Genomic DNA, 13574 nt, shown 5'->3' on the forward strand with positions numbered 1-13574 from the left:
CGGCAGTCATCGTCCTGGATCGTGGTCGCTCTGCGACAGCAATCCAGGACGACCGCGCGCCGGGCGGACCGGCTCGGGCGCCCGCAGCCGCAGCGCGAGCGCGACGAGGTCGTCGATCGCGGCGCGGACGGCCGGGCCCGCGACGGGCACGACCGCACTCAGCGGGTGGCCCTGGGATCTGGAGTGCGCGGAGGCAACCGCGGCTGCCAAGCCCTCGGCGATCTGCAGTCGCGTCGTGCGGCGCAGCAGCAACGTCGCGCGGGCGGCCAGCTCGGGGTCGCGGGACGGGTCCGGCGCCGGCGGCGAGCCAGCGGTCGAGCGCGCCGGGATGGAGTAGCGCGCGGACGCGCGCCCAGGTGCGATTCGTCAAGCAGCGCGGGCCGGCGCGCGCACGCGCCGGCCCTCAGCCCAGTCGTCGCTCAGGCGGCGACAGGCGCGTCGTCGAGCGCGGCGAGCGCTCGGCGGGCGACCAGCGGCAGCGCGTCGCCGGCGGAGTAGAGCGGGCCGGCCCCGTCGACCAGCAGCAGGCGCGCGAGCGCGATCCCCTGCGGGCGGACCGGCTCCGGCGCGCGCAGGCGCTGCGCGAGCATCAGCACGTCGTCGCCGGCCTCGCTGACGGTCGTGCGCGCGACGGGCGCGACGAGCCGCAGCGGGTTCGGGCTGACGCCGGCGCGCGTGTCGAGGACCGCCGACTCGAGCCCGTTCGCGATCTGGCGACGCGATCCGCGGCGCGTCAGCCGCGCCGCGCGGGCGCCCAGGTCCGGGTCGGTCCACGGCTCGGCGCCCGCGGCGATGCGGCGGTCGAGCGTGCTCGGCGCCAGCCGCGCACGGAGCCGCGCCAGCGGCCGCGGCGTGCTCGGGGCGGTGAGGCGGTCGGTTGCGTGCGCGGCGGTGTTCATGGGACTCCGTTTCAGGGTGCTGGTGAGCGAGTTGGTGATCCACTGTGGCGCGCCCGCCGCGATTCCGGTGTGAACCTGCTCACCCTTCGCCCGAAAGTCACACGATCGTCACGACTCGTCGCTGCCCTCGTACCACAGCTTCAGCGCGTCGCCGATCGTCGCAGCGATCGTCAACGCGACGACGAGCACGACCGCCGCGCTGTGCCACGTGTCGCTCATCAGCCACGTGAAGACACCGATCGCCACGATGGCGGTCGCCCTCCAGCCGTACGCCTCCCAAGCGCGATGAATCCGCGCCCGCGTCTCGCGGCTCACCCGCCTGCGCCCGCGCGCGACCGGCAGCGGCCGCTCCTGCGCCGGCTCCCACCACGCGCGCATCAGCTCCCCCTGCAGCGCGTCCCGCTTCCACGGGTCGAGCCAGACGAGCACGAAGCCCCCGCCGGGCTCGACGAGCAGCGGCCCGAAACGGGCGTCCTCTCTCGCCGCTGCGAGATCCAGCAGCGCGCGCCGCATGTCGCGCTTGCGCAGGCGCTGCTCCGCGACCGGCAGCGCGAGCCAGCCGACGCTCAGCTCGCGCGCATCGGGCTCGACCACGATCTCGTCATCCATCTCCCGCAATCCCAGATCGGGGTGCATCAGGAAGAGACGCAGCGACGGGTGCGCCTTCTGCACCTCGTCGCCGAGCAGGATCGGACTGTCGTCCGCCATCGGGCGGCAGCGTACGCTCGCACCCCGACGCGTCGCGCCGGTTACCGGCCGAACAGACGCGACCGCCGCCTCAGGTGAGCGTGAACTGGCTGACGAGCGCGTCCAGCTCCTCGGCGGTGCGCGCGAGCGCCTGTGCGGAGGAGGCGATCTGCTGGGTGGAAGCCGATGTCTGCTCTGTGGAAGCGGACACCTGCTCGCTCGACGCGGAGGACTGCTCGGCGACCGAGGCGACCTGCACCATCGTCTCCTGCATCCGCAGCGAGCTGGCCGCGATCTGCTCGATCGCGGTCGCGATCTGGTCGACGCGGCCGTGCATGTCCTCGACCGAGCCGCCGATCCGCTCGAACGACGCGCGCGCCTGCTCGACCGTCGCGGCGCCGTCCTCGGTCTGGCGCGCGCCGGTCTCGACGACCTCGACCGCGCGGCCGGTCTCGCTCTGGATCTCGGAGATCAGCCCGCCGATCGACGCGGCGGCCTGCTGCGACTCCTCGGCGAGCTTGCGGACCTCCTCCGCCACGACCGCGAAGCCGCGGCCCTGCTCGCCGGCACGCGCAGCCTCGATCGCCGCGTTCAACGCCAACAGGTTCGTCTGCTCCGCGATCCCCGTGATCGTCGCGACGATCCCGCCGATCTGGCCCGACTTCTCGCCGAGCGCGCGGATCGTGCTCGTCGCCTCGCCCGAGGACGCGCGCACGGCGCGCATCGCCTCGGTCGCGCGCGTCACCGCGTCCGCGCCCTCGACCGCAACCTCGCGCGCCTGCTGCGCGGCGCTCGCGGTCTCCAGCGCGTTGTGGGCGCTCAGCTTCGACGCGGACGCGACCTCCTCGGTCATCGAGCGCGCCTCGGCGACCGATCTGACCTGGCGATCGGCGCCCTGGGCGACCTCGCCGATCGTGGTCGCGATCTCGCCGATCGCGCGGCCGGCCTCCTCGGAGGTCATCGCCATCTGCTGCGACGCCGCGGAGACGCTGGCGCTGCTCTCCGCGATCTCGCGCAGCATCCCGGTCACCTTCGCCTGCATCGCGCCGTACGCGCCGACCGACGCCTGCGCGCGGCCGAGCATCCCGTCGAAGATCTCCGGCAAGCGGCCGCGCGTCGCGCCCGGCTCCGCCGGCGGCAGCGGCTCGGTCCGCGACGCTATCGCCGCGGTCAGGTCGCCGTCTGCCATCGCGGTGAGGCCGCGTTCGAGGTCCCTCAGCGTCTCGGTCTCCAGCGAGTCCATCCGCTGCACGAGCGCCTCCAGGCACGATCTGTCGCCGAGCGCGGCGCGCAGCTCCTCGCGCATCTCGTTGTACGCCGTGATCGAGGAGAGCGTCTTGTCGAGGATCTCGTTGACGGCGACCTGGATCTCGCCGATCTCGTCGCTGGAGACTCTGCCGATCGGCCGCGTCGTCTGCTCGACGACGACGGTCATGTCGCCGCCGGCGACGGCGGAGAGCCCGTCGGTCAGGTTCGTGACGCAGTCGTCGCGCAGGTGGTGCAGGCGGGCGAGCACGCGCCGCACCCGCATCTGCAGCGCGAGCGTGATCCACAGCGCCAGCGCGATCGCGATCAGGACCGCGCCGACGAGGGCGATCACGAGCAGCACGCGCGAGCTGGAGAGCGTCGAGGAGAACGTCTCGTTGAGGCGGTCGACCTGCGCGCGCGTGCCGGCGTCCAGCGACGGCGCCGCCGCGTCGACGACGCGCTCGTGCTGGCGCTCGAACGTCGCGAGGTTCTTGAACGAGATCAATCCCATCGTCAGGACGATCGCGACCATCAGGCCGAACGCGAGTCCGAGCTTGCGGCCGACGGTCCAGCGGATACCAAGGAAGCCCTTCACCCCGATGCACTCCTCACCAGTTTTTGTCCCTGCGTCGCTCCATGAAGTCGGCAGACGCAAGCGTTTCTTGAGCCGTGCCACGCCCGGCCCGCCGCCTTCACGCGCGGAACATCTGTTCCATGGGTGAGATCGCCACAATGGGTACGAGATGCCCGCCCTCTCCTCCACCACCGCCGCGAGAGCGCTCGATCCGCTCGACCGCGACACGCTCCTGCTCGAACGGCTGCTCGGCGACGTGCTCGAGGAGCAGAACGGCCGCGCCTTCCGCGAGCGGCTCTTCTGGCTGCGCGACAGCGCAGCCGCCCTGCGCGAGGGCGACGACGCCCAGGGCGAGCAGCTGCTGACGTTCCTGCGCGGCCAGCCCGCCGCGCGCCTGGCGCCGTACGTGCGCGCCTGCTCGATGCAGCTGCAGCTCGCGAACATCGCCGAGGAGCTGGAGCGGCTGCGCCGCCGACGCGAGTACGACTCCGACACGAGCGTCCCGCAGCGCGAGTCGCTCGCGGCGACCGTCGGCGCCGTCAGCCAGGTGCCGCGCTCGCGCGTCGCCGAGGCGCTCGCCCAGCTCGACGTGCGGCTCGTGATGACCGCGCACCCGACGGAGGCGACCCGCCGCTCGGTCTTCGACCACCAGCAGACCGTCTGGCGGATCATGGAGAAGCTCGACGACCCGCGCGTCGGCGCGACCCGCCGCCGCGCGCTGGAGGACGAGCTGCGCGAGGTGCTGACGACCTGGTGGCAGACCGACGAGGTCCGCCGCATGCGCCCGCTCGTCGAGGACGAGGTGCGCCGCACGCTGTTCTTCTTCGAGGCTGTCCTGTTCGACGCGCTGCCGCCGCTCGCCGCCGAGCTGTCGCGCTGCTTCGACATGCCGTGGCCGCCCGCGACGCCTGTGCTGCGCTTCGGCAGCTGGGCCGGCGGCGACATGGACGGCAACCCCGAGGTCGGCCCCGCGTCGATCGCGCGCACGCTGCACCTCCACCGTGGAACCGCGCTGCGGCTGCTGCACAGACGCATCGACGCGCTCGCGCGCGAGTTCTCCCAGGCCGACGACCACGTCTTCCTCTCCCCCGCCCTGCGCGCCTCGATCGAGCACGACGAGGCGGAGCTGCCGAATGTCGGCAGCCGCCGCCGCAACCCGCACGAGCCGTTCCGCCGCAAGCTCGGCCTGATCGCCGGCCGCATGCAGAAGACCCGCCGGCGCGAGGCGGGCGGCTACAGCGACCCCGCCGAGCTGGCCGCCGACCTCGAGCTGGTGCGCAACTCGCTCAGCTCCGCGCGCGTCGCCGGTGGCGCGATCGCGCGGCTGCTGGTGCAGGTGCGGACGTTCGGCTTCCACCTCGCCGCGCTCGACGTGCGGCAGAGCGCTGGGCCGCTGCAGGCCGCAGTCGCGCAGCTCGTCGACGGTTACGCGGAGGCCGACGAGGCCGGCCGCCAGGCGCTGCTGGCGCAGGCGATCCCGGCGCTGGAGGGCACCAGACCGCCGAAGGCGCCCGCCGACGACGAGGTCCTCGCCGCCTTCGCCGCGATCGCCAGAGGCGTCAGGGACCACGGCGCCCGCGCGCTCGGCTCGGTGATCATCTCGATGGCCGAGCAGCCGTCCGACGTGCTCTGCACGCTCTACCTGCTGCGCCGCGCCGGCGTCGGCCGCGACGGCCTGCCGGCACTGCCGATCGTGCCGCTGTTCGAGACCGTCGACGATCTCACCGGCGCGCAGGCGACGATGAGCACGCTCTACGCCGATCCCGCCTACGCGTCGCACCTGAACGGCTGCGAGCGGCGGCAGGAGATCATGCTCGGCTACTCGGACTCGGCCAAGGACGGCGGCTTCATCTCCGCGCAGTGGGAGCTGTACGCCGCGCAGGAGCGGCTGATGGCGGCCGCCGACGAGCACGCCGTCAAGCTGCGCTTCTTCCACGGCCGCGGCGGCTCGACCTCGCGCGGCGGCGGCCCGAGCCACCGCGCGATCGTCGCGCAGCCGCCCGGCTCGATCCGCGGGCGCATCCGCATCACCGAGCAGGGCGAGGTGATCTCCCAGCGCTACGCCCACCCCGAGCTGGCGCAGCGGGCGCTGGAGCAGACGCTCTCCGGCGTCGTGCTGGCGACGCTCGCGCCGCCGGCCGAGCCTCCCGCGCGCTACCGCGAGGAGGCGCAGCGGCTCGCCGATGACTCGCGCCGCGCCTACCGCGCGCTGATCTACGACGACGAGCGCTTCGACGCGCTGCTGCACCAGGCGTCGCCGCTGGACGAGCTGGCGGAGCTGAACATCGGCTCGCGCCCGGCGTCACGCGGCGGTCGCAGGCTGCGCGAGCTGCGCGCGATCCCGTGGGTCTTCGCGTGGATGCAGAACCGCCTGCTGCTGCCGGCCTGGTACGGCGCCGGGTCCGCGCTCGACGCGGGCGACCTCGCGTTGCAGCGGGAGATGCGCGAGCAGTGGCCGTTCTTCCGGATGGTCATCTCGACGTTGGAGATGTCGCTCTTCAAGTCCGACCTCGGCGTCGCGGAGCGCTACGTCGAGCTGGTGACCGACGAGGGCGCGCGGGCGCTGTGGACACCGATCCGCGACGAGCACGAGCGGCTGGTCGAGCGCGTCCTGAAGATCACCGGCAGCGACACGCTGCTCGGCGGCACGCCGGCGCTGCAGAAGCGGCTGTCGCACCGCAACCCGTGGATCGACCCGCTCTCGCACGTGCAGGTCGACCTGCTGCGCCGCGCCCGCGCCGACGACGCCGACGCGCAGACCCCGCTGCTTCACACGGTGGCGGGGATCGCGGCCGGCATGCGCAACACCGGCTGAGCGGGACCTGCGGCAGTCTGCACTCCCTCTAGGGGTGCAGATTGACGCAGGTCGCCGCCGCGCGCGGTCTACGGCTTCGTGCGGGCTCTCGTCGCCGGGCCCGTGTACGTGGTGCCCTCGGGCGAGGTCCACTTCACGCGCCACGAGCGGCTGGCGTTCGTCGAGACGGGCTTCGTCCAGTAGCCGGAGCCGGAGAAGCGCGAGCTGCCGAGTCTTCTCCACGCGCCGCGGTCCTTGTACTCGATCGTGACCGAGCCGGAGCTCTTGGCGGGACGCACGAGGCCCCACAGCGTCGCGCGCGTCGTGCTGCCTCTGGCGGGCACGACGACGAGCGGCAGGCGGAAGCTGTGCAGCGACGGCTTCGCCTTGTGACCGCGGTTGAGGTACAGACCCGACTCGAACGCGCCGTACGCACGGCCGGTCGGGTTGTCGTCGTCGGTCAGCAGGTACTGCGAGAACGACTTCACGCGCGGGTTCAGGTACGCGATCCGCTCGGCGATCGAGCGGAAGTCCGACTGCTTGTCGAGCGGGACGCCGACGAGCTTGTCGGGCGCGCTCTGGACACCGAACTCCGTCAGGTAGAGCGGCAGGCGACCCGTGATCGCACCGGCAGCCGCGGCCTTGTCGAGCGCGGTCGTCAGGCGCGACAGCACGCCGATCACGACATTGCCCTGGTCAGACGGTCTCAGGAACGGGCCGGCCTGGGTCGAGTACGGGTGCATCGCGAAGCCCTGTGCGGGCAGCTTCGAGCAGGTCTTGCCGTTGACCTTGACCTTCTTGTAGCTCTTGTCGAGGCAGAGCATCCCGCGGACGAAGTCGATCGGCGCGACCGTGCCGAACGTGCGCGAGGAGTTTCTCTGCGGCGCCAGCTCGCCGACGAGGATCGGCTTGGTGACGCCGGCCGTCTTCAGGCCCGCATACGCTCTCAGGTAGAGGTCGCGGTAGATCAGCGGGCTGGCGAGTCTGTTGCCCTGGTAGATCGGCTTCAGCAGCTTGCCGAGGTTCGGCTCGTTCCAGACCGACCACAGCTGCACCTTCGAGCCGTAGCGGCGGCCGACGGCCGTCGCGAACTTGCCGAACTCCGTCGCTGAGGGACGCGTCAGGCCCTCGGCGTCACGGCCGCCGGCGGTCGCCCAGCGCGGCGCGCCGCCGGTGATCGTCACCTGCACCAGCAGGCCGCGCTCACGCGCGCCGTCGATCGCGGCGTCGTAGTTCTCCCAGCCGCTGTAGGCGGCCGGGTCGGTCGCGTTGAACGACGGCTTCGTGCGCGAATCCGGCGACGGCGCGACCTCGCGCCAGCCGAGCTGGATGCGGATGCCGTCGGCGCCGAGGCTCTCGATCTCGTCGAGCGCTGCGCCCGGCGATCCTCTCGTCAGCTCACGCGGAGCCTCGACGGTCGTGAACTGCGAGCTGCTGGCGTTCGCGGCGACCGCTGGCACGAGCAGCGTGAGACCTGTGGCGAGGACGAGCAGGATCCGTTGGCGCACGAAGGCGACCTCCATTTCGGGTACGGGTCACCGCGCCGGAGCGCGATGGAGTCGAGCCCGCGTGCGGTCGACCGTGGCGGGCTCATGATGGTGCTAACGCGTCAAGGCATCGAAGGTAGCGGAGATGCACGACGGACCGCGTCTACGGCGCGAAGCGCGCGAGCGTCCCCGGGCCGGTGTATCTGCCGCCGTCCGGCGCCGTCCACTTGACACGGAACTTGCGGTTCTTCTTCATCGCGACCGAGCGCTTCCAGTAGCCGCTGGAGCCGAACCGCTGGGACGCGAGTCTGCGCCAGCCGCGGCCCGCGTCGGCGTACTCGATCGCGATCGTCCCGCCGCGATGCGCCTGCTTGCCGGGGCGCACGAGGCCCCACAGCGTCGCGCGCGTGCTCGTGCTCTTCTTCGCCACGACGACGAGCGGCAGGCGAAAGCTGTGCAGCGCCGGCTTCGGCTTGTCGCCCTTGTAGAGGAAGAGGCCGGACTCGAACGCACCGTACTCGTAGCCGGTGCCGCCGTCGTCTCTCAGCAGGTACTGCGAGAACGACTTCACGCGGGAGTTCCCGTATGCGATCCGCTCGGAGATCGAGCGGTAGTCCGACTGCGCCGGCAGCGAGACGCCGACGCGCTTGTCCGGGTAGCTCTGGACGCCGAACTCGGTGATGTAGATCGGCAGACGGCTCGGGATCGCGCCCGCACGCGCCGCCTTGTCGAGCGCGGAGACGAGCCGCGGCAGCACGCCGATCGTGACGTTGTCCGCGGGCGGGACGAGGAACGGCCCGGCCTTCGTCGAGTACGGGTGCATCGCGAAGCCCTGCGTCGGCAGCTTCGCGCAGCGCTTGCCGCGGACTCTTCTGTAGTTCGCGTCGAGGCAGAGCATCGAGCGCAGGAACCGCAGCGGAGCGATCGTCCCGATGTCGCGCAGCGAGTTGCCCTGCGGGGCCAGCTCGCCGAACAGGACCGGGGCGCGCACGCCGACGCCGCGGAGCGCCGAGTACGCCTTCGTGTAGAGGTTGCGGTAGACGGTCGCGCTCTCGTCGTTCGCGATCGGCTTGAGGAACTTGCCGAGGTTCGGCTCGTTCCAGATCGACCACCACGAGACTCTGCTGCCGTAGCGCCGCGCGACCGCGGTCGAGAAGCGCCCGAACGCGGTCGGGTCGGGACGCGTCAGGCCGTCGCGCTTGGACGTCGCCCAGTCGGGCGCCGGGCCGCCGAGCGTCACCTGGACCTTGAGCCCGCGCTCGCGCGCGCCCGCGATCGCGGCGTCATAGCGCGCCCAGGCGCCGTCGGGGTAGGCGTTCGGGTTGCTCGCGTTGAACGACGGCGCGCGGCGGTTGTCGGGCTTGGGCGCGACGTTGCGCCAGCCGACCTGGATCCGGATCGCGTCGGCGCCGAGATCGTCGATCAGCGACAGCCACACGCCCGGATCGCCGGACAGCAGCTCTCGGGGCGCTTCGACGGTCGTGAACTGCTTGCTGTTCGCGCTCGCCGACACGGCGGGCACGAGCAGGACGAGACTTGCGATGGCGGCGAGCAGGATCCGGTGGCGCACGATAGGCGGCCTCCTTCGGCTTTGGTTGCGGTTGGGCACTCCTGTAGCCAACCCGCGACGGCCCCGAAGGTTCCGCCGCGCGTCCGGGGGCCTACCCCTCCGCCGCGACCGCCGCCGCGTCGCCGCCGGCGACGATGTCGGGCAGCTCCTCGCCGGAGCTGCGCGGGCTGAGCGGCGAGCGTCTCGCGCTCGTCAGCTCCTCGGCGGTCACGTTGAGCGGGTGGTGGCACGCGGCGACGTGGCCGTTCGCGTACTCGGTCAGCTGCGGCTCGACCGCCGAACACACGTCTGTCGCGCGCGGGCAGCGCGTGCGGAAGCGGCAGCCGCTCGGCGGGTCGATCGGGTTCGGCGGCTCGCCCTCGACGACGAGCCGGCGGCGGGCGCGGTTCTGCCGCGGGTCCGGGATCGGGATCGCGCCGAGCAGGCCGACGGTGTACGGGTGGATCGGCTTGACGTACAGCTCCTCGGCCGGCGAGGACTCGACGATCTTGCCGAGGTACATCACCGCGATCCGGTCCGAGACGTGTCGCACGACCGACAGGTCATGGGCGACGAAGACGTACGACAGCCCGAACTCGTCCTGCAGGTCGTCGAGCAGGTTGATCACCTGCGCCTGGATCGAGACGTCGAGCGCGGAGACCGGCTCGTCGAGCATCATCAGCTTCGGCTCGACCGCGAGCGCCCGCGCGACGCCGATCCGCTGCCGCTGGCCGCCGGAGAACTCGTGCGGGAAGCGGTTGACGTGCTCGGGGTTGAGCCCGACCCGCTCCAGCAGCTCGCGCACGCGCGCGTCGGCGTTCTTGCCCTTGACGCCGTGCAGCGTCAGCGGCGCGGAGACGATCTGCCCGACGCGCTTGCGCGGGTTCAGCGACGCCTGCGGGTCCTGGAAGACCATCTGCAGCTCGCGCCGCACCGGGGCGAGCGCTCTGCGCCCCGCTCTCGTGATGTCTCTGCCGCGGAAGCGGATCACGCCGTCGGTCGGCTCCAGCAGCCGCACGATCGAGCGCGACAGCGTCGTCTTGCCGCAGCCGGACTCGCCGACGATGCCGAGCGTCTCGCCCTCGTGCAGCACGAGCGAGACGTCGTCGACGGCGTGCACGTGCCCGATCGTGCGGTCGACGATCACGCCGCTCTTGATCGGGAAGTAGAGCTGCAGGTGCTCGACCTCCAGCAGCGGCGCTCTCTCGCCCGCCGCCGTCATGCCACGACCTCTTTGGTCGCGAGCCCGATCTCGCCGTCGCCGATGTCGCGCAGCCGCCGCTTGTCCTCCAGCCCCAGCCAGCAGCGGTCGCAGTGGCCGGGCTTGGCCGGGTCGCGCACCTCCAGCAGCGGCTTCTCGGTGCACTTGTCGAACTCGTGCGGGCAGCGCGGGCGGAAGTGGCAGCCCGCGGGCGCGTTCAGCAGCGACGGCGGCAGCCCCGCGATCGCCGGCAGGCGCCCGGGGCGGTCGCGGTCGATCCGCGTGATCGAGCCGAGCAGACCCCACGTGTACGGGTGCTGCGGGTCGTAGAACAGCTCGTCGAGCGTGCCCTGCTCGACGATCCGGCCGCCGTACATGACGGCGACCCGATCGGCGATCTCGGCGACGACGCCGAGGTCGTGCGTCACGAGGATCACGCCGGCGTTCGTCTCCCTGCGCAGCTCGTCGAGCTCTCTGAGGATCTGCGCCTGGATCGTCACGTCGAGCGCGGTCGTCGGCTCGTCGGCGATCAGCAGCTCCGGCGAGCACGACAGCGCCATCGCGATCATCACGCGCTGGCGCATGCCGCCGGAGAACTCGTGCGGGTAGGAGCGCAGCCGCTCGGCCGCGCGCGGCACGCCGACGCGCTCCATCAGCTGCACGGCGCGGTCGAGCGCCTGCGCCTTGTGGACGTGCTCGTGCGCGCGGATCTGCTCGACGATCTGGTCGCCGATCCGCTGGACGGGGTTCAGCGCCGTCATCGGGTCCTGGAAGATCATCGCGATCTGCTTGCCGCGGATCTTGCGCAGGTCGTTGTCGGAGGCGCCGATCAGCTCGGTCTCCCCCAATCTCGCGGTGCCCTCGAAGCGCGCGTTCGGGGAGCGTGTGAGCCCCATCAGCGACATCCCGGTCACGGTCTTGCCGGACCCGGACTCGCCGACGATCGCGAGCACCTCGCCGCGGTCGACGTGGAAGGAGACGCTGTCGACCGCCTGCAGAACGCCCTCCTCAGTGCGGAAGGAGACGCGCAGGTCGTCGACGTCGAGCAGTCGTTCGGCTTCGGTCATTCGAGTATCAGCCCGTCAGTCGGATGCGGGGGTCGAGGAAGGCGAATATGACGTCGGTCACGGCGCTCAGGATCACCACGGCGAACGCGCCCAGCATGACGACGACGAGCACCGGCGGCACGTCGAGGGACTGGATCGCTTCGGCAGCGTACTGGCCCACGCCCTGGAGATTGAAGACCGACTCGGTCAGGATCGCGCCGCCGCCGATCACGGCGGCGAAGTCGAGGCTCCACAGCGAGATGATCGGGATCATCGAGTTGCGCAGCACGTGCCGGACCATCACCCGCTTCTCGCTGATCCCCTTCGCGCGCGCGGTGCGGACGTAGTCCTCGCTCATCGTGTCGAGCACGTTGGAGCGCAGCACGCGCGAGTAGACGCCGATGAACAGCACCGACAGCACGCACCACGGCAGGATCATGTGGTAGAGCCAGTCGATCGGGTCCTCCGTCAACGGCACATAGCCGCCGTTGGGGAAGAGCGTGATCTTGAACGCGAGGAAGTACAGCGCGACGGCGCCGAGCAGGAAGACCGGCGTCGAGACGCCGATCAGCGCGAGCACCGTCAGCGCGCGGTCGGTGAAGCGACCGGCCTTGATCGCGCTGAAGAGGCCGAAGACGACGCCGAAGAAGAGCCAGATGATGCCGGCGCCGATCGACAGCGACAGCGTCGCGGGCAGCGCGGCCTTGACCTGGTCGAGCACGTTGAGCTGCTGCGTGTAGGAGATCACCTCGCCCGAGAAGATCTTCTCCATCGTCGTCAGGTACTGCTGCCAGAGCGGATCGTCGAACCCCCACGACTGGCGGATCTGCGCGATCTGCTCCGGCGTCGCGAGGCGTCCCGCCATCCGTACGGCGGGGTCGCCGTTGGGAATCGCCTGGAAGATCAGGAACGTCAGGACGGAGATCGCGAACATCACGAGCACCATCGAGATCAGGCGGCGCACGACGAAGCGGACCATCAGTGCTCCACCATCACTTCCATCGGGTCGTCTCTGACCTTCTCGGTGATCCTGACTCTCGCGCGCGGGTCGAGCGCGTCGCGCACGCCATCCCCGAAGACGTTGATGCCCAGGACGCAGAGCACGAGCATCGCGCCCGGGACGAAGGTCAGGTGGATCGCGCTCGGGATCAGCCGGATGCCGTCGGAGATCATCGTCCCCCACGACGGGTTCGGCGGCTGGATGCCGGCGCCGAGGTACGACAGCGCCGCCTCCAGCAGGATCGCGTTGGCGACCATCAGCGGCAGGAAGACGATCAGCGTCGATGCGACGTTCGGCAGGATCTCTCTCGCCATGATCCGCAGCGAGCTGGCGCCCTGCACGCGCGCGGCGTCGACGAACTCCTTCTCGCGCAGGCCGAGCACCTGCCCGCGAATCGGCTTCGCGACGTACGGGATGTAGACGATCCCGATGATCACCGCCGGGACGTAGAGCGAGTTCCCGCTCAGCGAGATCGGTCCTATCGTCATGCCGCCGAGCGCCAGCGAGGTGCCGAGCGCGATGCCGAGCAGCACGACGGGATACGCCCAGATCAGGTCGAGCAGGCGTGCGAGCACGCCGTCGACCATGCCGCGGAAGAAGCCCGCGACGATTCCGATGATCGTCGCCAGCAGCATCGTGATCAGCGTCGCGACGAAGCCGACCTGGAGCGAATTGCGTCCGCCGTAGAGCAGGCGGACCGCGAGGTCGCGGCCGTTCTGGTCGGCGCCGAGCAGGAATCTGCCCTGCCAGGTCGGCCCGATCGGCAGGCCGGCGGGTGAGACGACGTCCTTCTCGGTGCCGCGCACGTCGACCTGCTCGGTCACGTGGTTGTCGTTGGGGCCCGTCTGCGCGACGTGGTCCGCGTACAGCGGCGCCGCGAGGCACAGCAGCACGATCACGAGGAACAACGCGCCGAATGCGAGCGCGACCTTGTTGCGCCGCAGCCGGCGGAATCCGAGTCTGTACGGCCCGATCCCGGCAGTGGGCTCTCCGTCAGGCCCGGCGGCGACTGGGAAGTCGCCGCCTGCCTGACGGATCGCGCCGGTGCCGGTGGTGTCGGGCGTTGCGGGGTCTATTGCCACCGGTGAA

The 13574-nt window shown here is 71.4% G+C and carries 11 protein-coding genes; 1 reads left to right on the forward strand and 10 read right to left on the reverse strand.

Annotated elements, in window-relative coordinates; translation table 11 throughout:
- Positions 1-6: 6 nt before the first annotated feature.
- The 4 genes from CWOE_RS33515 to CWOE_RS33885 form a co-directional block, all read right to left on the reverse strand.
- The gene (locus CWOE_RS33515; protein ID WP_160165529.1) at positions 7-150 is read right to left on the reverse strand and encodes a hypothetical protein; all 144 of its coding nucleotides are present in this window, start codon (positions 148-150) and stop codon (positions 7-9) included.
- A gap of 269 nt (positions 151-419) precedes the next feature.
- Positions 420-899, reverse strand: a complete 480-nt coding sequence (locus tag CWOE_RS30890) for a hypothetical protein (RefSeq protein WP_012934884.1) — start codon at positions 897-899, stop codon at positions 420-422.
- Between the two features lie 108 nt (positions 900-1007).
- The gene (locus CWOE_RS17065; protein ID WP_012934885.1) at positions 1008-1607 is read right to left on the reverse strand and encodes a hypothetical protein; all 600 of its coding nucleotides are present in this window, start codon (positions 1605-1607) and stop codon (positions 1008-1010) included.
- A gap of 70 nt (positions 1608-1677) precedes the next feature.
- Positions 1678-3429, reverse strand: a complete 1752-nt coding sequence (locus CWOE_RS33885) for a methyl-accepting chemotaxis protein (RefSeq protein WP_012934886.1) — start codon at positions 3427-3429, stop codon at positions 1678-1680.
- Positions 3430-3577: 148 nt separating this feature from the next.
- Here CWOE_RS33885 and ppc point away from each other — a divergent pair, with 148 nt between their 5' ends.
- Positions 3578-6223: a phosphoenolpyruvate carboxylase gene (gene ppc, locus CWOE_RS17075; protein ID WP_012934887.1), complete on the forward strand. Its 2646-nt coding sequence runs from the start codon at positions 3578-3580 to the stop codon at positions 6221-6223.
- A 68-nt stretch (positions 6224-6291) separates the two neighbouring features.
- On the opposite strand, the gene CWOE_RS17080 is transcribed toward ppc, so the two are convergent.
- The 6 genes from CWOE_RS17080 to CWOE_RS17105 all read right to left on the reverse strand — a co-directional run bounded on the left by CWOE_RS17080 (position 6292) and on the right by CWOE_RS17105 (position 13567).
- Positions 6292-7710, reverse strand: a complete 1419-nt coding sequence (locus tag CWOE_RS17080; protein ID WP_012934888.1) for a glycoside hydrolase family 1 protein — start codon at positions 7708-7710, stop codon at positions 6292-6294.
- 142 nt (positions 7711-7852) lie between these two features.
- Positions 7853-9259, reverse strand: coding sequence for a glycoside hydrolase family protein (locus tag CWOE_RS30900; protein WP_012934889.1), 1407 nt, complete (start codon positions 9257-9259; stop codon positions 7853-7855).
- Positions 9260-9350: 91 nt separating this feature from the next.
- Positions 9351-10460: an ABC transporter ATP-binding protein gene (locus CWOE_RS17090; RefSeq protein WP_012934890.1), complete on the reverse strand. Its 1110-nt coding sequence runs from the start codon at positions 10458-10460 to the stop codon at positions 9351-9353.
- Positions 10457-11506: an ABC transporter ATP-binding protein gene (locus CWOE_RS17095; protein ID WP_012934891.1), complete on the reverse strand. Its 1050-nt coding sequence runs from the start codon at positions 11504-11506 to the stop codon at positions 10457-10459. Before CWOE_RS17095 ends, CWOE_RS17090 begins: the two co-directional genes overlap by 4 nt.
- 7 nt (positions 11507-11513) lie before the next feature.
- Entirely contained in the window at positions 11514-12464 is a 951-nt protein-coding gene (locus tag CWOE_RS17100) for an ABC transporter permease (RefSeq protein WP_012934892.1), read from the reverse strand.
- Positions 12464-13567, reverse strand: a complete 1104-nt coding sequence (locus CWOE_RS17105) for an ABC transporter permease (RefSeq protein WP_012934893.1) — start codon at positions 13565-13567, stop codon at positions 12464-12466. The genes CWOE_RS17100 and CWOE_RS17105 overlap by 1 nt, the downstream gene beginning before the upstream one ends.
- Positions 13568-13574: the final 7 nt, after the last annotated feature.

Source organism: Conexibacter woesei DSM 14684 (assembly GCF_000025265.1).
In the GTDB taxonomy this organism is placed as follows: domain Bacteria; phylum Actinomycetota; class Thermoleophilia; order Solirubrobacterales; family Solirubrobacteraceae; genus Conexibacter; species Conexibacter woesei.

What these genes read in the sequence shown, in the direction of transcription:
- CWOE_RS30890 (WP_012934884.1), bottom strand. Translation starts at nt 899, where the DNA reads ATGAACACCGCCGCGCACGCAACCGACCGCCTCACCGCCCCGAGCACG.
- CWOE_RS17065 (WP_012934885.1), bottom strand. Translation starts at nt 1,607, where the DNA reads ATGGCGGACGACAGTCCGATCCTGCTCGGCGACGAGGTGCAGAAGGCG.
- ppc (WP_012934887.1), top strand. Translation starts at nt 3,578, where the DNA reads ATGCCCGCCCTCTCCTCCACCACCGCCGCGAGAGCGCTCGATCCGCTC.
- CWOE_RS17090 (WP_012934890.1), bottom strand. Translation starts at nt 10,460, where the DNA reads ATGACGGCGGCGGGCGAGAGAGCGCCGCTGCTGGAGGTCGAGCACCTG.
- CWOE_RS17095 (WP_012934891.1), bottom strand. Translation starts at nt 11,506, where the DNA reads ATGACCGAAGCCGAACGACTGCTCGACGTCGACGACCTGCGCGTCTCC.
- CWOE_RS17100 (WP_012934892.1), bottom strand. Translation starts at nt 12,464, where the DNA reads ATGGTCCGCTTCGTCGTGCGCCGCCTGATCTCGATGGTGCTCGTGATG.